The 20,980-nt window shown below is 69.5% G+C and carries 20 protein-coding genes; 10 read left to right on the top strand and 10 right to left on the bottom strand.

Annotated elements, in window-relative coordinates:
• Positions 1 to 63 precede the first annotated feature (63 nt).
• The 4 genes from ACWD5F_RS05580 to ACWD5F_RS05565 form a co-directional block, all read right to left on the bottom strand.
• Entirely contained in the window at positions 64 to 834 is a 771-nt protein-coding gene (locus ACWD5F_RS05580; protein ID WP_401714643.1) for an ATP-binding cassette domain-containing protein, read from the bottom strand.
• Positions 831 to 1,880 (bottom strand): ABC transporter permease, encoded by a 1,050-nt coding sequence (locus tag ACWD5F_RS05575; RefSeq protein ID WP_451251365.1) that lies wholly within the window; start codon positions 1,878 to 1,880, stop codon positions 831 to 833. The genes ACWD5F_RS05580 and ACWD5F_RS05575 overlap by 4 nt, the downstream gene beginning before the upstream one ends.
• A complete protein-coding gene (locus ACWD5F_RS05570; protein ID WP_451251364.1) occupies positions 1,877 to 3,016 on the bottom strand; it encodes a substrate-binding domain-containing protein in 1,140 nt (379 codons plus the stop codon). The genes ACWD5F_RS05575 and ACWD5F_RS05570 overlap by 4 nt, the downstream gene beginning before the upstream one ends.
• Positions 3,017 to 3,165: 149 nt before the next feature.
• Complete coding sequence (locus tag ACWD5F_RS05565) at positions 3,166 to 4,029, bottom strand: LysR family transcriptional regulator (RefSeq protein ID WP_451251362.1); 864 nt, start codon at positions 4,027 to 4,029, stop codon at positions 3,166 to 3,168.
• Positions 4,030 to 4,716: 687 nt separating this feature from the next.
• Between ACWD5F_RS05565 and ACWD5F_RS05560 the strand changes: the two genes are divergently transcribed.
• Together ACWD5F_RS05560 and ACWD5F_RS05555 are read left to right on the top strand one after the other, a co-directional pair.
• Positions 4,717 to 5,508 (top strand): serine/threonine protein kinase, encoded by a 792-nt coding sequence (locus ACWD5F_RS05560; RefSeq protein ID WP_451251360.1) that lies wholly within the window; start codon positions 4,717 to 4,719, stop codon positions 5,506 to 5,508.
• A 2-nt stretch (positions 5,509 to 5,510) separates the two neighbouring features.
• The gene (locus tag ACWD5F_RS05555; RefSeq protein ID WP_451251358.1) at positions 5,511 to 7,019 is read left to right on the top strand and encodes a serine/threonine-protein kinase; all 1,509 of its coding nucleotides are present in this window, start codon (positions 5,511 to 5,513) and stop codon (positions 7,017 to 7,019) included.
• A 6-nt stretch (positions 7,020 to 7,025) separates the two neighbouring features.
• On the opposite strand, the gene ACWD5F_RS05550 is transcribed toward ACWD5F_RS05555, so the two are convergent.
• Together ACWD5F_RS05550 and ACWD5F_RS05545 are read right to left on the bottom strand one after the other, a co-directional pair.
• The gene (locus ACWD5F_RS05550) at positions 7,026 to 7,946 is read right to left on the bottom strand and encodes a M23 family metallopeptidase (protein WP_451251356.1); all 921 of its coding nucleotides are present in this window, start codon (positions 7,944 to 7,946) and stop codon (positions 7,026 to 7,028) included.
• Between the two features lie 92 nt (positions 7,947 to 8,038).
• The gene (locus ACWD5F_RS05545; RefSeq protein ID WP_451251355.1) at positions 8,039 to 8,323 is read right to left on the bottom strand and encodes a hypothetical protein; all 285 of its coding nucleotides are present in this window, start codon (positions 8,321 to 8,323) and stop codon (positions 8,039 to 8,041) included.
• Positions 8,324 to 8,738: 415 nt separating this feature from the next.
• Here ACWD5F_RS05545 and ACWD5F_RS05540 point away from each other — a divergent pair, with 415 nt between their 5' ends.
• Positions 8,739 to 9,641, top strand: coding sequence for a serine hydrolase (locus tag ACWD5F_RS05540; RefSeq protein WP_451251353.1), 903 nt, complete (start codon positions 8,739 to 8,741; stop codon positions 9,639 to 9,641).
• 99 nt (positions 9,642 to 9,740) lie between these two features.
• Here ACWD5F_RS05540 and ACWD5F_RS05535 read toward each other — a convergent pair whose 3' ends face one another.
• A complete protein-coding gene (locus tag ACWD5F_RS05535) occupies positions 9,741 to 10,337 on the bottom strand; it encodes an NADPH-dependent F420 reductase (RefSeq protein WP_451251351.1) in 597 nt (198 codons plus the stop codon).
• 42 nt (positions 10,338 to 10,379) lie between these two features.
• Positions 10,380 to 11,198 carry an inositol monophosphatase family protein gene (locus ACWD5F_RS05530; protein WP_451251349.1) on the bottom strand — a complete coding sequence of 273 codons (819 nt, stop codon included), beginning with the start codon at positions 11,196 to 11,198 and terminating at the stop codon, positions 10,380 to 10,382.
• A gap of 137 nt (positions 11,199 to 11,335) precedes the next feature.
• Between ACWD5F_RS05530 and ACWD5F_RS05525 the strand changes: the two genes are divergently transcribed.
• Positions 11,336 to 12,241 carry a LysR family transcriptional regulator gene (locus ACWD5F_RS05525; RefSeq protein ID WP_451251348.1) on the top strand — a complete coding sequence of 302 codons (906 nt, stop codon included), beginning with the start codon at positions 11,336 to 11,338 and terminating at the stop codon, positions 12,239 to 12,241.
• Between the two features lie 97 nt (positions 12,242 to 12,338).
• Here ACWD5F_RS05525 and ACWD5F_RS05520 read toward each other — a convergent pair whose 3' ends face one another.
• Positions 12,339 to 13,685, bottom strand: coding sequence for an aldehyde dehydrogenase family protein (locus ACWD5F_RS05520; protein WP_451251346.1), 1,347 nt, complete (start codon positions 13,683 to 13,685; stop codon positions 12,339 to 12,341).
• A 190-nt stretch (positions 13,686 to 13,875) separates the two neighbouring features.
• Here ACWD5F_RS05520 and ACWD5F_RS05515 point away from each other — a divergent pair, with 190 nt between their 5' ends.
• Together ACWD5F_RS05515 and ACWD5F_RS05510 are read left to right on the top strand one after the other, a co-directional pair.
• Positions 13,876 to 14,364, top strand: coding sequence for a MarR family winged helix-turn-helix transcriptional regulator (locus ACWD5F_RS05515; protein ID WP_451251345.1), 489 nt, complete (start codon positions 13,876 to 13,878; stop codon positions 14,362 to 14,364).
• 459 nt (positions 14,365 to 14,823) lie between these two features.
• Positions 14,824 to 15,078 (top strand): DUF6332 family protein, encoded by a 255-nt coding sequence (locus ACWD5F_RS05510; RefSeq protein WP_451251343.1) that lies wholly within the window; start codon positions 14,824 to 14,826, stop codon positions 15,076 to 15,078.
• A 215-nt stretch (positions 15,079 to 15,293) separates the two neighbouring features.
• Here the strand turns inward: ACWD5F_RS05510 and ACWD5F_RS05505 are convergent, their stop codons facing one another.
• Positions 15,294 to 15,872, bottom strand: a complete 579-nt coding sequence (locus tag ACWD5F_RS05505; RefSeq protein WP_451251341.1) for a TetR/AcrR family transcriptional regulator — start codon at positions 15,870 to 15,872, stop codon at positions 15,294 to 15,296.
• A 238-nt stretch (positions 15,873 to 16,110) separates the two neighbouring features.
• Between ACWD5F_RS05505 and ACWD5F_RS05500 the strand changes: the two genes are divergently transcribed.
• From ACWD5F_RS05500 to ACWD5F_RS05485, 4 genes are read left to right on the top strand one after another with little or no spacing between them, the layout of a single operon-like run.
• Positions 16,111 to 16,689, top strand: a complete 579-nt coding sequence (locus tag ACWD5F_RS05500; RefSeq protein ID WP_451251339.1) for a (2Fe-2S)-binding protein — start codon at positions 16,111 to 16,113, stop codon at positions 16,687 to 16,689.
• Positions 16,686 to 17,678, top strand: a complete 993-nt coding sequence (locus ACWD5F_RS05495) for an FAD binding domain-containing protein (RefSeq protein WP_451251337.1) — start codon at positions 16,686 to 16,688, stop codon at positions 17,676 to 17,678. Before ACWD5F_RS05500 ends, ACWD5F_RS05495 begins: the two co-directional genes overlap by 4 nt.
• Positions 17,675 to 19,801, top strand: a complete 2,127-nt coding sequence (locus ACWD5F_RS05490) for a xanthine dehydrogenase family protein molybdopterin-binding subunit (protein ID WP_451251335.1) — start codon at positions 17,675 to 17,677, stop codon at positions 19,799 to 19,801. The genes ACWD5F_RS05495 and ACWD5F_RS05490 overlap by 4 nt, the downstream gene beginning before the upstream one ends.
• A complete protein-coding gene (locus ACWD5F_RS05485) occupies positions 19,794 to 20,915 on the top strand; it encodes an XdhC family protein (protein ID WP_451251334.1) in 1,122 nt (373 codons plus the stop codon). The genes ACWD5F_RS05490 and ACWD5F_RS05485 overlap by 8 nt, the downstream gene beginning before the upstream one ends.
• The last annotated feature ends 65 nt before the right edge of the window (positions 20,916 to 20,980 follow it).

Below are 20,980 nucleotides of genomic sequence, written 5' to 3'. Positions count from 1 at the left end.
CGGGGCGGGCCGGCTTCCCGCCCCTCGGCACACTCGCTGCGGCGCGGCTCCGCCCGAAGACGCCTATTTGGTACGGGACTTGCGGTACTCCTCGACCACCAGATCGGTCAGCTCGGTCACCGACGTCTCCGACGTGCGCTTGTCGAAGGTGATCTCGCCGTGCTGAAGCAGGTTGACCCGGTCGCAGACCTCGAAGACCTGGGCGTAATTGTGGGCGATGATGATGACGGAGACCTCGCCGCGGGCCTTGAGGTCGTTGACCAGGTCGAGAATGAGTGCGCCCTCCTTGGCGCCCATCGCGGCCAGGGGCTCGTCGAGCAGGAGGACCCTGGCCTCGGAATAGACCGAGCGGGCCACGGCGATGGCCTGGCGCTGGCCGCCGGAGAGCTTGGCGACCTCGACATCGACCGACGGGATGTTCACCCCCATCTCGTCCAGGTGTTCCTGGGCGATCCTGCGCATCGCGCGGTTGTTCAGCAGCCGGGTGCGGCCGATCTTCTCCCGGTTCAGGAACATGTTGTGGTAGACCGTCAGCTCGTTCACCAGCGCCAGGTCCTGGTAGACCGCGTCGATGCCGAGCGAGCGGGCATGGTCGACCGACTTGAGCGTCACCTCCTCGCCGTTCAGGAGGATGCGGCCGGCGTCGGGCCGGTGGAAGCCGCAGAGGATCTTCAACAGGGTCGATTTTCCGGCGCCGTTGTCACCGACAAGGGCGAGTACCTCCCCCTTGTCCAGGCGCAGGTTCACATCCCGTAGCGCCGTGACCGCGCCGAAGCCCTTGACCACGTGCTCCACGGAGAGCGCCGGCGGTGTCGTCCCGGTCGTCCCGCTCATCGCCGGCCCGCCCTTCGCAGTCCGGCCAGGTACACGTTGAGCACCATGGAGAGGATGATCGCCGCACCGAGGATGATGTTGAACGGGTTGGCGTTGATGCCGATGAAGTTCAGTCCGTTGCGCAGCTCCGCGAGGACGAGCGCGCCGAGCAGCGCGCCGACGACCGTCCCCGAGCCGCCGGCCAGCGCCGTACCGCCGATGACCGCGGCGGAGACGGCGGTGAACATGGGGGAGGCGCCGTCCGCACCCGCAGAGGTCGGGTCGATCGAGTCGACGCGGAAGGCCTCCAGGATGCCGGCGAAGGCGCCGAGGGCGCTGGTGGCCATGAAGTTGCCGAATTTGATGCGGCCGGTTCTGATGCCGGCCTCGCTCGCGCCGAGCGGGTTGCCGCCGGTGGCGATCGTGTGCAGGCCCCAGCGTGACCGGGTGAGTACCACGTGGAAGAACGCGACGATGATCAGGCACCAGATCAGTTCCGACCAGTCCGACTGTCCGAACCAGCCGCGCACCCCGTGCGCCGCCTCGGGGATCTGTGCCGGGTAGGCGTGCGACGTGGTCAGCATGATGCCCAGGATGAGGAAGAGCATGCCCAGCGTGGCGACGAACGACGGCACCTTGAGCACGACCACCACGAAGCCGTTGGCGAGACCGATGACGGCGCCGGCCAGTACCGAGCCGATGATGGCGATGATCGGGTACGTGCCGTAGTAGTCGATCATGTAGTGCATCAGGAACGGTGACAGCGCGAAGACGGCGCCCACCGACAGATCGATCTCCCCGCTGACCAGGAGCATCACCATGCCCGCCGCGATGATCGCGTACGGCGCCGTCTGCTGGGAGAGGTTGACCAGGTTGCTGCGGGCCAGGAAGTCCGAGTTGTTGGACCAGAAGTACAGCAGCAGGGCCACCGCGATGATGAAGATGGTGGCCTCGCGGCGGATGACGAACGTCTCGAAGGCGAGGCGCAGCGGGCCGTGCCGTCTCACCGGCGGGGTGCCGGCGGCGGTCTTCCCGCCGGTCGCGTCCTGCACGACCGGCTCGCTCATGCGTGGCCAATGGCGCCGGAGCGCTTGATCAGCTGCTGCTTCGTGCTGGAGCCCTCGTACCGGGTCCTGGTCTGCAGATACGGGTCGACGTTGTCCTTGGTCACGAAGAGCAGCCCGGTGTCGGTGACGCTCGGGATCACCAGGCCGCCGGACAGCTTGTACATCCACAGGTACAGCACGCTCAGGAAGCCCTGCAGATAGGGCTGTTGGTCGATGGTGAAGTCGAGGTCACCCGCTTTGATCGCGGTGAGGGTGTTCGGGTTCAGATCGAAGCCGCCCGCGACCACGCCCTTCTTCTTGAGGCCGTACTTCTTCACTACCTTCCCGACGCTCTCCGTCGAGCCCGCGTCGACCGCGAACAGGCCCTTGAGGCCCTTGTGCCCGCTGGCATACGCGTCGATGGTCGACAGCTCCTGAGGAAGCTCCGCGCCGCTGGCGACCGACTTGAAGTTGATGGACTTTCCGGATGCCTTGATCGCGTCGGTGGCCCCGTCGATGCGCGGCTGGATGTTGAGCGCGCCCGGGGTGGCGATGAACCCGACCGCGTCCCCGCCGGAAGGCATCACCGAGGCGATGCGGCGGCCCAGTTCGACCCCGGACTGGTAGAGGTCCTGGCCGATGTAACAGAGCCGGCTCGTCCCCGGATCCCCTTTCGCGCCGTCCGCGTTGTACGAGACGGTGGGGATGCCGGCGTCCAGGGCTTTGTCGACGGGCGATTTGAAGGCGTTCTTGTCGACGACCGCCACCGCGATGCCGTCGGCCTTCGCGGAGACGGCCGAGGACATGGTGCTGACCATTTCCGGGACGCTGGAGTCCTTCGAGCCGGTCCACTGGAACGAGGCGCCCAGGAGCGCGCAGGCGTCGGCCGCGCCGTATTGCGTCGGGGTGAAGAACGGGTTCGTCGTGACGTGGTTGACGAACACGAACCTCCACTTCGGTGTCTCGGGGAAGTCGCCGACACCGTCGCCGGATTTGTTGTCGTCGCTCTTGTTGCCGGCTGAGCAGGCGGACAGCAAGGCAGCCGCGGCGGCCGAGGCGCTCACCATTCCGGCGCCGCTCAGTAGCCGCCGTCTCGCCAGCCCGTTCAGGCTGAGCGTGTCGACGGCCTCTTCCACCTGCGGATCGATCCTCTTCATGATCACCCCGGCGTGCTCGGCCGCGCTGTCCGATATCTCGAACGGCGTTCGGATCGGTTGGTGCGGCTGAACGTAGGGCCGGTCTGACAGGTCGTCAAGGTCCTGAGCGGGCTACGGTTTCGTCAACATTCGTACCTGCCCCTTCTCGTTCACCGGTCGCAGAAAGCGGCGTGGGCTGCCTCTCGTACGGCGGCGATGGTGGACTCGTGGCGTCTCTCGGCGAGCCAGGCCATGGCCGCACTGCACGGCGTGAGGTCGGTGACGTCTACGTAGCGGATGCCGGGGCGGGGGAACAAGTCGCGTGCGGCTGCCGGGAGGAAGCACATCGCCTCGCCGCTGGCCACGGTGTGCAGCAGGGACTCGATGTCGCTGGCGACCGGCCCGTACCGCACGGGACTGCCGTCTGGGCGGGGATCCACCGCCCAGAATTCCCACCAGATCTGCGGCACCTTCTCGGGCATGGCCACCACAGGACGATCGGCGAGCTGAGCCAGGGAGACGCTGGGCAGGTCGGCAAGTGGATCGCCGGCGTGAAGGCACGCCACGCGGGGCTCGGTGGCGAGGTGGTGCAGTTCAATGCCGGCCGGCACGGGTGGTCGTAGGAACATGACGTCGACCTCTTGCCGAACGAGAGCGGTGAGGTGGTCGACGAAATTGAGGCTGACGACCTGCAGCGTCATCCGAGGGTGTTGGTCCTGCAATGTGCGCAAGACGGTGCGGGTATGCGGCATGGCGGCCTCCGCTCCCACGGTCCCCACGACCAAGTGGCCGGACAGCTGGCGCGCTTGGGCTTCGGCCAACCTCCGCAGTCGGGCCACAGCGTCGGCGGCTGCTCGCGCCTCGGGGAGCAGGGCGCGCCCGGCGGCGGTGAGGGTGACCGTTCGGCTGGTGCGGTCGAACAGCCGCACCCCCAGGCGTTGTTCGGTGTCCCGAATCTGCTGACTCAGGGCGGATTGCGTGATGAACAGACGTGCGGCGGCGCGACCGAAATGAAGTTCTTCGCTGAGAACCACGAACAGGCGCAGCTGGTGGATGCTCGGCTCTGTCGCCCTATCAGATCCCTTGTCGGCTATGGCAGTTGCTCTCTTCGGTCATCCATGAGGAATACCTTATCGACCGGATGGGATTCCGCATGGCTGATCCCATGACAACGATGCCGCTGCCATGTAACTGTTCTGGAGGCCGCCCTGGTCGCCGGACTGACCATCCTGGCTTGGGACCGGGAGCTGCCGTACTTGTTCGGTGCGGGGAATCAGACGGGGGACCCGGCTTGACCGTGAACAGCATGCCGCCACCGGAGCGCTGCCGATGCGCAGGCCCGATGTTCACCGGAGGAGGACGCGGCGCGGGGCGCGGGCTGCCACGAGCCGAGAACCGCTCCGTCGAGCCTCGCGCACGCAGGGGCGACGGCCGGTAGGCGCCGGGGTATCGGGCGGACCCGACTGTCTTCCGTCCGGTCACCTCCGGACACCTCGCATGGCTCCAGGCCCGATGCTGCCGCGCGCGGTCCCGCGGGCCAGAGCAGGCGCTGCCGCCATTGCCTCCAGGAGCGGAGCGCCTTCGGCCGTCGCGGAGCTGATCAGACGGCCACGGAGTCCGCACCTGGGTCGCGCGTGCACCGGGCCGAATCACACAGCCCTGGAGCGCTCCGTCCGGTCGAGGGCGACGGGCGCCAGGATTTCGAACTGTAGAAGGAGACCATGAGCGGCGTACTGGTTCACCTGCCGTCGGACGGGGGAACGAAGATCACACCCGAGTCGGAGCCGTCGAGTCTTCGACTCGGTCCCGGGGACGTAGCCCGTTTCGGGCGTGGATCCGTCTCCGTTCCCGTCGATCTGCGGCTGGCGGATCCGGCCGTGTCCCGGCTCGCGGGAGAGATCCGGGTGACCGAGGACCACTGGCAGTTGAGCAACCTCAGCGCGTCCCAGACCTACGTGGTGGAGAACCCGGAGGGTGCGGGGGAGTACTTCAGGGTCCCGCCACGTCGGGCGGGAGCGCCCGTGCCGTTCGAGTTCGCGCGCGTCATCCTGCCGGCAGGGGGTCGCACCGTAAGTTTCCAGGTGTTCGCTCCCGACCACGTATACGTCGGCACGAGCCACGTGGGGGACATGGCCGGCACGGGGACGCTGGCTGGATTTTCCTTGGACGAGACCTCCACGTACTTCCTCGTCCTGGTCGCGTTGTGCGAACCGCGACTGCGTGACGAGTCCACGGTGACGGTGGCGACCACCCCACAGATCGTCGAGCGGTTGCGGAACCAGCCGGGCTGCGAGCGGCTGACCGCGCGGGCGGTCAGTTCGCACATCGACTATCTGGCGGAGCAGAAGCTCCGGATCTCCGCCCCCGGGACCGGATCGGGTCAGAGCGTCCGACGCAACGGGAAGCGGGAATCCGTGGCGGGACTCGCCCTGCGCTTCGGACTCGTGCGAGAAGAGCACCTGGAACTCCTGCCGTCCAGGAGAGCTCCCCTCCAGCGGACGGGGGTGGCGTGAGCGTGAGCAGCGAATCCGCGGAACTGGTCCCGCGCGGCTACCGGGTGGGGGAGTGGGAGGTCACCGACCTGATCGGAGCCGGCGGATGGGGGACGGTGTACGCGGCCCGACGCGCCGACGTCCCGGCCGGCGACGCGAAGGTGAACGACGGCAGCCCCGCCGTCCCGAGGGAGACGCCTCCGAAGGAGGTTGCCCTCAAGTTCCTGCACACGGCCGGGCTCGCGCCGCGTCAGGCGCGCGGACTCGTGGAAACCGCCCGGCGCGAGGCCGAACTCAGCCGGCGTACCCGGCATCCGCGGCTGATCAGGCTGTACGACTCGGTCACGCTCGGCGAGGGTGAAGGCGCGGCTTTTGACGGAGCCGTGGTCCTCGTGATGGAGCGCGCCGAGTTGAGCCTGCGGGAATTGCTGGAGGCCCTGTCCCCGTCGGGCCGTGCCGTCCCCTCTCCGTCCTCCACCCCGTTGGGCGACGAGCCCCTCTCGGCGAGTGAAGGGGCGCGGCTGCTGACCGAGATCTGCGAAGGGCTGGCGCACCTGCACGGGACGGGTTGGGTGCACGGGGACCTCAAGCCCGACAACGTCCTGATCATGGCGGACGGATCGGCACGGCTGGCGGACTTCGGCCTCGCGGCGGAACTGACCGGCACCCACGCCTACATCCCGCCCCTGGGCACTCCTGACTACTTACCGCCGGAACGCTGGCAGGCGTCCCTGGGCGAACAGGGTGTACAGATACGGCAGAGCACCGACATCTGGGCTTTGGGCGTGATGATCCACCAGGTCTTCACCGCAGGCTCTTCCCCCTTCCCGGGTGCCACGCCTGCCGCCCGCGCAGCCGCCGCCCAGCAGTACGCCGACGGACGCGCACCGCTGCGCATGGACCCGCGTGTGCCGCCCTTCTGGCGCGACCTGGCGGCCGACTGTCTCAGCCCGACCCACGCGGTCCGTGCCGCACACACCCTCGAGAGCCTGATGGCCCGCATCCGGGCCGAAGAGGAACGGTCCGTGGTGCCTCCCCGTCCTCGACGTAGGCGCACGATCCTGGCAGCCGCCGCCCTGGCAGTGGCAGCGGGTGGGGTGGGCGCCGCCGGGTGGCTCCCGCTCGACGGTGACGACCGGGGGCAGAGCGGTGGTGCCGCGTCGGGCCGTGCCAAGTCGACATCCAGCATCGTGCCGACCCACCGCCTCAAGGTGTACAACGCCGAACGGTCGTGCCACCGACTCGGCGAGCGGCACAACCTGTGCAGCCTCGGACTCGCGATCGACCCCTCACTGCCGTACGACGTCGACAACGTCGTGCAGACCAGAGTGTGGGACGGCGACATCCTGACCGCCGACTGCCAGTTCCTCCAGGGCATGCCGGTCGCCGACGAGGCGGGCACGCGCTCGGTGCGGTGGTACAGGGTGCGTCTGACGGCGGAGAAGGGCCGGACCACGGCTTGGCTGCCGGCCGTACGGACGAAGGATCGTCCCGCACTCGCGGAGTGCCCGGCCCGGCCCTCTCCGAGCTGACATCGGTCAGCACAGCTTGATGTCGCGCCCGTCGTTGTCCTTCGCCTCGTTGTTCCCCCAGCGCTGGAGGTAGTACGCGGAGACATACGCACGGCCCGAACCGCCCGGCGACACCTCGTCGAGGTCGGTCAGCAGCCACCAGTGGTTGAACGAGTTCCCCACGCGCACCTCGTCGCCCAGCTTCTTGCACAGGACGTAGCTGGTGCCCTTGAGCAGTTTGCCCTGGACAGCGCAGCGGGGAGTGGTGTCACCGACGCAGTCGGTCGCCGCGTAGCCGGGGGCGTCGGCGAAGGTGTCCACCCAGAAGCGCTCCGGAGCGGGGCCGCCGCCACAGGCGTTGGTGCTGGTGACGCGCGGGAACGGCGAGGAGGGGGACAAGTGGTACTCGGTACCCTGGATCACCGGGTGCACCATCTCGTCCGTCTCGCCGTCGTTGTCGCCGTTGGTGTCGTACAACTGCTCGTAGTGCAGGTGGGCCGAAGTGGTCCCGACCAGTCCGAGCCGGCCGAGCGGTGCGCCGGAGGACACCTGCTGGCCCAGACGGACGTCGATGCGGTCCATGTGCAGGTACACGGAGAACCACCCGCCCCCGTGGTTGATCTCCAGACCGCCGGGTTCGAACAACTCAGTCACGGTGCCGGCGGCCGAGGCAACCACCGAAGCACCCAGGGTCTGCCCACCGACTCGGTACATGTCGAGCTTCTTGTCGTCGGGTGAGTGTCCCTCGTACGTCTGCAACTGCCAGGTCTCACCGCAGGCGAAGGGCAGCCGGAAGTCGGGACGGGCACCCGCGGTCGTGTGCGCCGGCGCGGCGGACGCCGGGGCCGCGCCCCACAAGCCACACATCGCGAAGACGGCCACGACGGCGAGGACGAACGGCTTGAGCTGGGGCGACACCAAAGCGCGTCTGCTGCGGCATGTACGCATGAAATCCTTCCTTGCCCGCCTGACGTGATGTCCGGCGGTCGTGAGTTCGGTACGGATGCAACCGGGTCTTGGTGAGACCTGAGTTCGCTGTGTCAGCAGTGCCGCAGGTCGTACCTGCTGGGATCGGCGTCGAACCAACTCGGAGTGAACACCCAGTCGGCCGGCACATAGCCCTCCTGACCGTCACTGCTCCAGTCGGGCACCGTGCGGTACCAGGTTGTGTTGCCACCGCCGTGGAGCCCGCCCGTCGTCCAGCAAGTGAAGAAGCTGAACGTCGACTGCAGCAGGCCCGTGATGGGACTTTCGTGGAACGGGCCCTGCCGGGTCGGCGCCTGTCCTTGGTTCCCGCACCACAGTCGCCCGTCGTGAGCACGCACGCCGCATTCGGCCGCCGCTTTCGCCGGGGCCGATGTCGCAGCCTGCGCGGAGGGAGCAGCCAGGATTCAGGCCAGCGCGGTGGCCATCGTGACGGATGCCACGGCTGTTTTGACGTGCTTCCCGATCATGATTTTCCCCTTCGTCGGACTGGTGCCCGGAACGTATCCGTGGACGTGCGGGGGGAGACATCCGGAAGGTTCCGGAGTGACACACACGGTCCTGCCTCGCCGACGACCCCGGGCTGCGCATGGTGGTACCGCACCTCTGACACGGATCGGAGCCCGGTCTCGGAGTTGTAGTTATCGTCACAAACCATGCAATGAGAGCTTTTTCGTGACACCGGTCACGTCATGGAACCGCTGCCTCGTCTACGTTCGCAGGCCTGTGCCACGCCCCCGAACTGCCGAGGCTTCCATGTCGAACCGCCCGATTCCCCGACCGACCCCGCGGAGCGCAAGCGCACGGGGCCGACACGGCAGGCGTGCCGGCCTCCGTGCGGTGCTGCTCACCGGCTCCGTGGCCACCCTCCTCGCGACAGGCACCGTGGGTCCGGGCGTGGCAGCCGCCAGCGAGACGGCGGAGGACTCCGCGGCCGGCACCACACAGGCGATCGCGGCGAGCCAGGCGCACCTGACGACCGCCGTGCTGGACCTGGAGCACCCCGCCCGGAATCCGCAGGTGCACGGGAAAGACATCCCTTACGACACGGCGAGCATCGTCAAGGTCGACATCCTCGCTGGACTGCTCCTCCAGGCCCAGGACGCCGGGCGTGGCCTCACCCAGCAGGAGCGCACCCAGGCCGAGGCGATGATCGAGCACAGCGACAACGACGCGGCGAATGTGCTGTGGCGGCGGATCGGTCTGGCGCCCGGCCTGGAAGCGGTGAACAAGCGCCTCGGCCTGTCCTCGACCGTAGGCGGAGCCGGTGGCAGGTGGGGACTGACGCGTACCACCGTGAGCGACCAGATCCGCTTGCTGCGCGCGGTGTTCGCCGATGGCGGGACCGCGTCCAAGAGTCAGTCCGCACTGACCCAGACGTCACGGGATTACATCCGTACGCTGATGACCCGCATCGCCGCCGGACAGTCCTGGGGCGTCTCGGCGGCCGCCGACTCCGGATGGGCGCTCAAGAACGGCTGGCTGCAACGCAGCACCACCGGACTGTGGGACATCAACAGCGTCGGAGAGGTCACCTCGGGCACACACCACTACCTTGTCGCCGTCCTCTCCGACGGCAACGTCTCGATGACGGGTGGCATCGCAGCGGTCGAACGCGCGGCCCGTGTGGCCGTCTCCTCGGCGTGGGCAGCCGGCTGATGGCGGAACGCGATCGCATCTCCGGCTGACGGGGCCGGCTCCGCCGGGCCATGTCGCCTTCGGTACGAACCGTACTTCCGGCGCTTCAGCCGCTCTCCGTCAGCGGGCGATCGAGAGCGCGAAGGGCGCGAATCCGCTGGACCGGATCACGTGCGGGACGAACAGGATCGCGGCCTCCGTGGCGCGGGCGGTCCGGATCCCGCCCAGATCGGTGATCCACTCATTGCGCCAGCCCAGGTCGATGAGCAGTTCGCGGACGGTCTGCTTGGCCTGCGGATCCTCGCCGGAGAGGAAGGCGCTGGGTGCCTGGGTAAGCGTGGCGGGTGCGGTCATCACCGTGAAGAGCATGGTGTTGAGGGTCTTGACGACACGCGTTTCGGGAAGCGACTCCTGGAGTTGCTCGGCGAGGCTTGAGCCGGGATAGAGCAGGTCGGCGGGGAGTCCGTCCGGTCCGTCGACGGTGGCGTTGGAGACGTCTACGAGGATCTTGTCGCGCAGTTCCTCGCGCAGCGCGCCGAGCCGCTCGAGGGAGCTCTCGCCCGGCGTGGCGTTGATGACGATCCGCGCGGTCCGGGCGGCGTCGGCGGCGGAGCCGGGCGAGCGGTCCGCCACGGTCACTTCGTGCCCGGCCCGGGTGAGGGCTGTGGCCAGGCTGCCGCCGACGCGGCCGTTTCCGAGAACTGCGATCTTGCTCATGATGATCCGGTCCTTCGCGTGTTTACGGGTCGTGGTGTGGGGTCAGCGCGAGAGTGTGGCGACTGCCTCGGTGTGTACGCCGGGCGCGGCGGCCAGGAAGCTCTCGCTCTCCGGGGTCCACGGGCGACCCTCGGCGTCGGAGATCCGTCCGCCGGCCTCGGTGACGAGCAGCGCTCCCGGGAGCAGGTCCGCGCGGGCTCCGGCGAACTGCCAGAAGGCGTCGATCCGGCCGGCGGCCACGTTCAGCAGGTGCAGAGTGGCGGGCACCGAGGTGCGTACCACCAGTGCGTCCAGGAGCATCCCGGTGATCGAGGAGCCGACGCGCCGCACGACCTGCTCGTCCTCGTCGGGCCTGGCCTGGCTGGTGGCCACGATGCTCAGGCCGAGGTCGGCGGTGTCGGAGACGTGCAGGGGCCGGTCGTCGAGGTGTGCGCCGGCGCCGGCGAGTGCGGTGTAGGTCTCGCCGGTCAGGGGCAGGTGGACCGCGGTGAGCACGGGCTGGTTGTCGCGCACGAGGGTGGCGGTGACGGCCCACTCGGGCAGCGCGTGCAGGTGGTTGACGTTGCCTTCGGCCGGGTCCACGACCCACCATTCGCCGGCCGGCAGGGCCCCGCCCGCGAGTTCGTCCTCCACCCAGCGGGCCTGCGGGCGCAGTTGGGAGAGGCGGGGACGCAGGACGTCGAGGGCCGCGTCGTCGTTGGCGGCGAGCGCGCGCATCAGCTCTTCACGGGTCCGGTAGCGGACCACGTCGCCGAAACGCTTCCGCAGCACCGAACCCGCCGTGCGTACGGCGATCGCGGTCTGTGCGAGCAGGTCGGCGTCGGAGGTGGCGACGGCAGTGGTCTGAAGCGTTTCGGACATGGTGAAACTCCCGTATGAGCAGGGGTGATGAGGCCGGTCGGGCCGAGCCGCGCATTCCGTCTTGCGCTCTCGTCTCGAAGGTATGCACCCCCGTCATTAACTTCAACTGCATGTCAGGCACGCCTAGGATTACTCTCATGCAATTGGACTTGAACCTCCTCGCCGCGCTCGACGCGCTGCTGGAAGAGGGCAGCGTGGCCGGGGCGGCAGCGCGCCTGCACGTCACGGCCCCCGCGATGAGCCGGAGCCTGGGCCGCATCCGGCGCACGACGGGGGACCAGATCTTGGTACGCACAGGACGCACGATGACTCCGACGCCGTACGCGATCGCCGTCCGGGAGCAGGTGCACGATCTGCTCCAGCAGGTCCAGGGCGTGCTGGCACCGAGCCGCGAACTCGACCTCACGACGCTGGAGCGCACCTTCACACTCCGCTGGCACGATTCCCTCGTCGCCCTGAGCGGCCCCGCACTGCTCGCGGCCGTGCGCGACCAGGCGCCCGGCGTACGACTGCGCTTCATCGCGGAATCGAGCACCGACACACCTGAACTGCGGCGCGGTGAGGTCGACTTGGAAGCGAACGCCAACCGCCCGACCGCACCGGACATCCGCGCCGAGAACGTGGGCGAGACCCACCTCGTCATCGCCGTGAGGCAGGGGCACCCCCTTACCCGCGTCAAGGCCGTCACCGCCGAGCGCTATGCCGCGGCCGAGCACATCACCATTTCGCGACGTGGAAACCTGAGCAACGCCCTCGACGACGCCCTCGCGCGACTTGACCTCACCCGTCGCGTGGTGGCGACCGCTCCGACGGAGGCGGCCGCGCTGGAATTCGCGCGCCGCTCCGATCTCCTGATCACCGCCCCCGAAGCCACGACACGCTCCGCGGTGGCGGACCGCGGCCTGGTTCTGCTCCCCCTGCCGCTCGAACTTCCGTCGGCCCCGATGTATCTGTCGTGGCATCAGCGCTACGACACCGACCACGCGCACACCTGGCTGCGCGGACTGGCACGAACAGCGCTGACCATGAGCGGAGTGTCGTAGCCGACGAATGTGACGGGCCCAGCCCGGCCGGGCACAGCACGACGAGCCCTCGCAGCCGGCCCGACTGCTTGCGGTGTAAGGCCGGCATCCGTGGTGTTCAGCTGACCGGCTTGTCGAGGATTCCCTTGGAGTGGCTGAACGTGTCGATGGAGTACTCGCCGTGGTAGCGGCCCATGCCGCTCGCGCCGACTCCGCCGAAGGGGAGTTCGGGCAGGGCGAGGTGGGCAACCGGGAGTCCGAAGGCGAGGCCCCCGGACGACGTCTCCTGGATCAGCCGCTGCTTGGTCGTCTCGGACTGGGTGAAGGCGTACAGCGCGAGCGGCTTGTCCCGGTCGTTGATGAAGGCGATCGCGGCGTCCAGGTCGGGCACGTTGATGATCGGCAGCACCGGGCCGAAGATCTCGGCCTGCATCACGGGGGCGTCGGGGTCGACGTCGGCCAGCACGGTCGGTTCCAGGTAGCGGTTCGACCGGTCGTGGCCGCCGCCGGTGACGAGCCGGCCGTCGGTCACCAGAGCGGTCAGGCGGTCGAAATGCCGGTCGTTGATGATCCGGCCGTATTCCGGGCTTGTGGCCGGGTCGTCTCCGTACAGGTCCGTGATGGCGCTGGTCAGTTCGGCTTCCAGCGTCGCGGCGGTGTCGCCGATGGCCAGTACGTAGTCCGGTGCGACGCAGGTCTGGCCGGCGTTGAGGAACTTGCCGACGGCGATCCGCCGGGCGGTGATCTTCAGGTCGACACCGGGCTCGACCACGGCCGGGCTCTTGCCGCCGAGCTCGAGCGTGACCGGGGTGAGGTGCTGCACCGCGGCGGCCATCACGATCCGGCCGACCACGCCGTTGCCGGTGTAGAAGATGTGGTCGAAGTGCTGTTCCAGCAGGGCGGTTGTCTCGGGGACGCCTCCTTCGACGACGGCGACAGCCTGGGTGTCCAGGTAGCGGGGCAGCAGGTGTGCGATCACCGTTGAGGTGGCGGGGGCCATCTCGCTGGGCTTGACGAGGACCGCGTTCCCGGCCGCCAGCGCGCCCACCATGGGGGCGAGGGCCAGTTGCAGCGGGTAGTTCCATGGGGCGATCACCAGTACGACGCCCAGTGGCTCCCGGACGACCTGCGCCGACGCGGGAAGGAACCGTTCCAGGACCTCGGCGGGCCTGGGGGCCAGCCACTGCTCCAGGTGCTGCGTGGTGTGATCGATGTCGCCGATGAGGTAGCCGATCTCGTAGCGGTCCGCCTCGGTGGAGCTTTTGCCCAGGTCGGTGTGCAGGGCCTCGCGCAGGGCGTCTCCGTTCTCGGTCAGCAGGGCGCGCAAGGCGGCCAACTGGCCCAGTCGCCACTCAAGAGGCTTGGTCCGGCCTGACGCGAAGGTGCGGCGCAGCCGGGCGACGGCCGAGTCGGCGCTCTCAGGACGTGGACGTATGGCAGTTGCCGGTGCCGTCGATGAGGTCATGGGCTTCTCCTTCAGGGGAGGGGAGGGGAGGGAGTTGGGTCGGCGGGGCATGACGGAAAGGTCCATCGACCACCGCTGCTGACATGGAAGCCAAAAGGTGGCCAACCTCGATGGTTGAGAACCTCAAGCGTTAATTGACGGTAATCCTCGATGGTTGAGGTCGTCAAGCAATCCGTTTAGACTGGTTTCCATGACGGATCTCTCGCCGCAGTTCCGATCGGCGCACTCGACGGGCAAGGTGCCGCCGACGTCCGCGGCCGCCCCCGTGCCGACGCCGGCCGAGCTGATGGACCAGTTCGCTCAGGCCGCCTCCGACTACTACCGGACCTTCGGCGTCGTGGCTGCGGAACAGGGCCTGACCTTCATGCAGGGCAAGATGCTGAGCCTGTTGCGGCGGCCGATGTCGATGCGCGGGCTGGCCGAGCTGATGGGCTGCGACGCCTCCAACGTGACCGGGATCGTCGACCGGCTGGAGGCCCGCCAGCTCGTACGCCGCGAGACCGACAAGAGCGACCGGCGGATCAAGAACGTCGCGGTGACCGACCAGGGAACCGAAGTGATCCGCCTGATCCGGGCCGACATGATGTCCGACATGACTGCACTGGAACAGTTGGACCCCGCTCAGCGACAGGCATTCCACGACCTGCTGGCCCAGGTCTTCCCTGGAGTCGGCGGCTGATGCCGGTGGCGCAGGTGCTGCCGCCCCAGCCTGCGCCGCCCGGGGTCAGGTGCGGAGCGCGAGGTGCCGGTCGAGCTGACTGCGTAGACGCGCGGAAGCCCCTCGAAGTGCCCCGAGTTGCCGCACTTCTGCTGCAGCGAGTTCCGTCCGTCGCGCCAGTGCGAGCACCGCGGCATAGGGCCGTTCGCCCTCGGTGAGCTTCGCCGCCACGGCGTCACGGACGGCTCGCAGTACTGTGTGGTCCGCGCTCGGATGGTCCGCCAGCAGGCGCAGGAGCCTGTTGTCGTTCCAGACGCTGTCTCGGGCCGTGCTCAGTTCCAGCAGGGTGTCGGGCGCCGTGCAGGGATTGGCGGCAAGCGCCTGCCAGACGAAGGGGTACGGACAACGCGCGAGTCGATGCAGGACAGCGTGTCCGGCCCAGGCGCCATGGTGGCTTGACCGTGATGTGAGACTTGCCGCATGGACATGGGGCGTGAGTCGCGGTGGGAAAAGGACGCAATGACGGTGGAGATCGTCTTCGCCCTGGTGACTGCCGCCGTGCTGGCTGCGGCAGTCTTCGCCGTCGCTCTGACTCTCGCACTGGCCTTTGACATCTCCGGTTCAGAGAAGAAGGGCGTACTGGTGGGGGGTGCACTGCTCGGAGCGACGGCCGGAATGTGGCGTCTGGTACGGGTGTTGTGCCGGTTCGACGAACAGCGCCGAATGGGTCGCTGACTGCGGTCCTTCCCCTTGATGCCGGCAGCGGCCCGGGCGTATCGGTCGCGTCGGGCAACTCGGTGCCCACACCGTAGGGGTCCAGGACTTCGTCGGCGAACTCGTCGACCATGACCAGTCAGCCGCGACGGGTGGTGCGGTGCGCGTCGACGGCGAGTACGTCGACTCGAGTCCGCCCTGACCCGGCGGCTTCGGCCGTTCTCCGCTGTCCGCCGTTAGCCGCCCGGTGCCCCCATGCGGAGGCCGTCCATGACCAGGTCGAGGAGGCGGGTGGCTCGGGGGCGCCAGTCCTCGGCGGGGGTCATCTGCCACAGGCCGGCGATGGCGAGCATGAAGTCGTCGGGGGTGACACCGGGGCGGATGGTGCCCGCTTCCTCGTTCGTGCGCAGCAAGAGGTCGGCCGCGTCGGCGACGGGGGTGGGGGAGGGCTTGGCGAGGCCGCCCGGAGCGCTGGTGGCCAGGCGGATCGCGTCCGCCAGGCCCGCCTTGGTCATGGCGAACTCGGCCAGCCGGTCCATCCACGTGCGCAGGGCCTCCTGCGGCGGCAGCTGCTCCAGGAGCTGGGTCGCGCTCTCGGCCACCTGCCGCATCTCGTGGCGGTAGATCTCCAGGACGAGCGCCTCACGGTTGGGGAAGTTCCGGTAGAACGTGCCCTGGCCGACGCACGCCTTCTTGGCGATGGTGCTGAGGGGCACGTCCGGGCAGTGCGTCAGTTCCGCGACGGCCACATCGAGAATGCGCTCGCGGTTGCGCTGCGCGTCCGAGCGCAGGGGCGCGTTGTCGTTCTGCTGCACGCGGGACTCCTCACGGGCCCTGGACCGAAACCCGACCTTGCTAAGCGGACAGCTGTCCGTTACGTTTGCCGAAGAGCGGACAGCTGTCCGTTTCTACCATCTTAGCCCTGTCCGCACGCGTACGGCAGGCCGCGCGCGCCGTCGCCGGACGCCCACTGCGCAACGGCTTCCGGTCGTTGCCGCGGTTCCTCCGGAACGACCCCTTCGATGTCCGTCGAGTTCCTGAAAGAAGTGGCTCATGGCTTTACCGACGACCAGCGTCATCACCTTGCACATCAACGGCGAGAAGTTCACGCTGCCCGTCGACCACCGCACCACGCTCCTCGACGCGCTGCGCGAGCGCCTCGACCTGACCGGCACCAAGAAGGGCTGCGACCAGGGACAGTGCGGTGCCTGCACGGTACTGGTCGACGGCCGCCGCACCGTGGCGTGCCTGCAGTTCGCGGTGGCGGCCGAGGGGCGTGAGGTCACCACCATCGAGGGCGTGGCGGACGGCGAGCGGCTCCACCCGGTTCAGCAGGCCTTCCTCGAGCTCGACGGCTACCAGTGCGGCTACTGCACGCCGGGACAGATCTGTTCGGCGATCGGTGCGCTCCAGGAGCACGCCGCGGGGTGGCCGAGCGCCGCGACGGAGGACGTGCGGCCCGAGTCGGGACCGGTGCCACTGACCGCCGAGGAGATCCGTGAACGTATGAGCGGCAACCTGTGCCGGTGCGCCGCCTACGCCTCGATCGTCGACGCCGTCGCACAGGCTGCCGGACCGACGGCCGCACAGTCGGCCGGCACCGAAGCGGACCCGGAGGAGCAGGCGGCATGAAGGAGTTCACGTATCAGAAGGCCGCCGACGTGTCGGGCGCGGTCGCACTGCTCGGCGCCGACCCGGAAGCGCGCTTCCTCGCGGGCGGCACCAACCTGGTCGACCTGATGAAGAGCGGCGTCGAACGGCCCGCCCGGCTGGTGGACGTGCGCGAACTGCCACTGGACCGCATCGAGACCACCGCCGACGGCGGACTGCGTATCGGTGCCACCGTCACCAACAGCGACCTCGCCGCGCACCCCGAAGTGCGGCGCCGCTACCCGGTGTTGACGCAGGCCGTCCTCGCCGGCGCCTCGGGTCAGCTGCGCAACATGGCCACCGTCGGCGGCAACCTCCTGCAACGCACGCGGTGCGGCTACTTCACCGACCTCACCAAGCCGTGCAACAAGCGTGAGCCCGGCAGCGGTTGCCCCGCCATCCGCGGTGAGCACCACAACCACGCCGTCCTCGGCGCCTCTTCGCACTGCGTGGCCGTGCACCCCTCGGACATGGCGGTCGCCCTGGCGGCCCTCGACGGCGTGGTGCACTACGAGAGCGCCGACGGTCCGGGCGAAGTGCCCATCGGGTGGCTGTACTTGCCCGTGGCCGAGACCCCGCACCGCGAAACGGCTCTGCCGCCCGGCGCGTTGATCACCCACGTCACCCTGCCGCCGTCACCCGTGGCCGCCAACTCCCGCTACCGCAAGGTGCGCGAACGTGCGTCGTACGCCTTCGCCATCGGCTCGATCGCGGCAGCGCTCGACGTCCGTGACGGCATCGTGCACGACGCCCGCGTGGCCTTCGGAGCGGTCGCCAGCCGCCCCTGGAGGGCCCGCGCGGCCGAACGCGTCCTCATCGGGGCGCCGGCTGTCACCGACACCTTCGCCGCCGCCGCGGACGCCGAGCTGGCCGCAGCCAATCCGCTCGAGCACAACGAGTACAAGGTGACCTTGATGCGCAACCTGACCGTGGCCGTGCTCGGTCAACTCGCCGAGGAGGCCGGCCGATGACCTCGACCACCGTGAAGGGCGCGCCGGTACGCGCCATCGGCACCAAGCACGTCCGCGTCGAAGGCCGTGACAAGGTCACCGGCAAGGCGCGCTACGCGGGAGAGGTCCCCTTCGCCCACCTCGCGCACGGCTGGCTGGTGCTCTCCTGCGCCGCCCGCGGCCGTATCGAGGCCGTTGACACCGAGCCCGTCCTCGCGATGCCCGGCGTCCTCGCCGTCCTCCACCACGGCAACGCCCTGCGCCTGCACACCGACTTCGTCGGCATGCTGGGGACAAAGCCCGACCCCACCTGCGCCGTGTTCCAGAACGACCAGGTGCCGCACGTGGGCTGGCCGGTGGCGCTGGTCGTCGCCGAGACTCCCGAACAGGCCCGCGAGGCCGCGGAAGCACTCGTCGTCCACTACGAACACCAGCCCCATGACGTCGAGTTCACCGCCGGGGACCCGAACGCGTACCCCGTGGACGGACACATGCCCGCCGTCACGGACAAGGGCGACCTGGAGAGCGAACTCGCCGCGTCCGCGGTCGTGATCGACGCCGAGTACACCACGCCCGAGGAACACCACCACCCGATGGAGCCCCACGCGGCCACCGCCCGCTGGGACGACGGCCGCCTGGAGTTGACCGACTCCAACCAGGGCGCCACCTGGGTCGTCGGGGAGCTCGCCAACCTCTTCTCCCTCGACCCGGAGTCCGTGCACGTGACCTCGGAGCACGTGGGCGGAGGCTTCGGCAGCAAGGGCGTACGCGCCCACCAGGTCGCGGCCGTCATGGCCGCCACCGTCCTGCAGCGGCCCGTACGCGTCGTGCTGACCCGGCGTCAGATGTTCACGCTGGCCGGACACCGCAGCCCAACCATCCAGCGCGTCCGGCTCGGCGCGGACCCCGACGGACGCCTGCGCGCCCTGGACCACCGCGCCCTCAGCCGCACCTCCACCGTCTACGAGTTCGTCGAACCGAGCGCCGGCGTGGCCCGGGTGATGTACGACGCGGACGCGCACCACACCGAGAACCAGGTCGTCCGGCTCGACGTCCCCAGCCCCACGTGGATGCGCGCGCCGGGCGAGGCGCCGGGCTCCTTCGCCCTGGAGGCCGCCCTCGACGAACTCGCCGAGAAGTGCGGCGTCGACCCCATCACGCTGCGCCTGCGCAACGAACCGGACAAGGGCCCCGTCTCCGGCCTGCCCTTCGCCGGCCGCAACCTGCGTGCCTGCTTCGAAGAAGGGGCCCGCCGCTTCGGCTGGGCCGAGCGCGACCCGCGGCCCGGGGTGCGCCGCGACGGGCGCTGGCTCCTTGGCACCGGCACCGCCGGCGCCTCCTTCGGCGCAGGTGCCGCGCCGTCGACCGCGACCATCACGGCGGAGGCCGACGGCGGCTTCACCGTCAGCATCGCGGCCGCGGACATCGGCACCGGCGCCCGCACCGCACTCACGCTCGTCGCCGCCGACGCTCTCGACGTGCCGACCGCGCGCATCCGGGTGCGGCTGGGGGACAGCGCGTACGGACCCGCGATGATCGCCGGCGGATCCATGGGCACCCGCTCCTGGTCCTGGGCCGTCATGGCGGCGGCCGCCGAATTGCGCGAATGGCTGGTGCCGGGCATCGAGATCCCGCCGCAGGGCATCACCGTGCGCTCCGACACGACCGAGGCCGTCGCCGCGCTCGCCCGCAAGGAACGCCACTCCTTCGGCGCCCAGTTCGCCGAGGTCGCCGTCGACACGGCCACGGGCGAGGTACGGGTACGCCGCATGCTCGGCATCTTCGCCGCGGGCCGCATCGTCAACCCCCTCACCGCCAAAGGACAGTTCACCGGCGGCATGATCTGGGGCATCTCGATGGCGCTGCACGAGGAGGCCAGGCGCGACACCGTCTACGGCGGCCCGGTCGGCGCCGACCTCGCGGGCTACCACATCGCCACACACGCCGACGTACCGCACATCGACGCGGACTGGGTGGACGATCCCGACCCCGAGGACCCCGTCGGCATCAAGGGCATCGGCGAGATCGGCATCGTCGGCGCGGCGGCAGCCGTGGCCAACGCCGTCTGGCACGCGACGGGAGTCCGCCACCGCAGCCTGCCCATCCGCCCCGACCGCGTCCTGACGGCAGGTCGCCTTGCTTGATCTCGCAGCCGACCTGCGACGCTGGCTCGCCGAGGATCGCGATGTCGCCGTCGCCACCGTGGTGTCCGTCGGCGGCAGCGCACCGCGCGGTCCCGGCGCAGCGCTGGCCGTCGACGCCGAGGGCACGGTCATGGGCTCGGTGTCCGGAGGCTGCGTCGAGGGCGCGGTGTACGACCTGTGCCAACAGGCGATGCACAGCGGCCTCAGCGTGCTGGAACGCTTCGGCTACAGCGACGAGGACGCCTTCGCCGTAGGGCTGACCTGCGGCGGCGTCCTCGACGTCCTGGTCACCCCGCTGCCCGTCGACGCACCGCTGCGTACCCTGGTGCGCACCGCGCTCGACCTCGCCGCCGCGGGGGAGGCGGTCGCCCTCGTCCGCGTCGTCCGCGGCCCGGCCACGTACCTCGACGCGGGACTGCTCGTGCGCCCGGACGGCTCGTACGAGGGCACCCTCGGCGGCTACGCCGACCTGGACCGCACCGCCACGGCCGAGGCACGAGCCGCGCTCGACGCCGGCCGCACCGGCACGGTCGAGGTGTCCGAGGACGGCTCGCACTGCCCCGGCGGACTGACCCTGCTGGTCGAATCGAGCGTGCCGGCCCCCCGGATGATCGTCTTCGGCGCGATCGACTTCGCCGCCGCACTGGTGCGCGCGGGCAAGTTCCTCGGCTACCACGTCACCGTGTGCGACGCCCGTCCGGTCTTCACCACCCGGGCGCGCTTCCCCGAGGCCGACGACATCGTCGTGGACTGGCCGCACCGCTACCTGCTCCGCACGACGACCGACGCCCGCACCGTCCTGTGCGTGCTCACCCACGACGTCAAGTTCGACATCCCCCTGCTCGAGGTCGCCCTACGGTTGCCCGTCGCCTTCGTGGGCGCCATGGGGTCCATGCGCACCCACCTCGACCGCGACCGGCGGCTGCGCGAAGCAGGCCTGACGGAACAGGAGTTGAAGCGCCTGCGCTCGCCCATCGGCCTCGACCTCGGAGGCCGCACCCCCGAGGAGACGGCCCTGTCGATCGCCGCCGAGATCGTCGCGACCCGCCGCGGCGGGACCGGCCGGCCCCTGACCGAAGCGGGTACGCCCATCCACCACAGCGGCGTCCACTGAGACACACGGCCCGCGCGGCCGTCATGACGTGACCTAGACTCGCGGCCCGGACGCGGGAGGAGTGG

This window comes from Streptomyces sp. NPDC002499 (assembly GCF_053595415.1).
The sequence above is the reverse complement of the archived record's forward strand: the minus strand, read 5'-3'. Positions and strand labels throughout refer to the sequence as shown.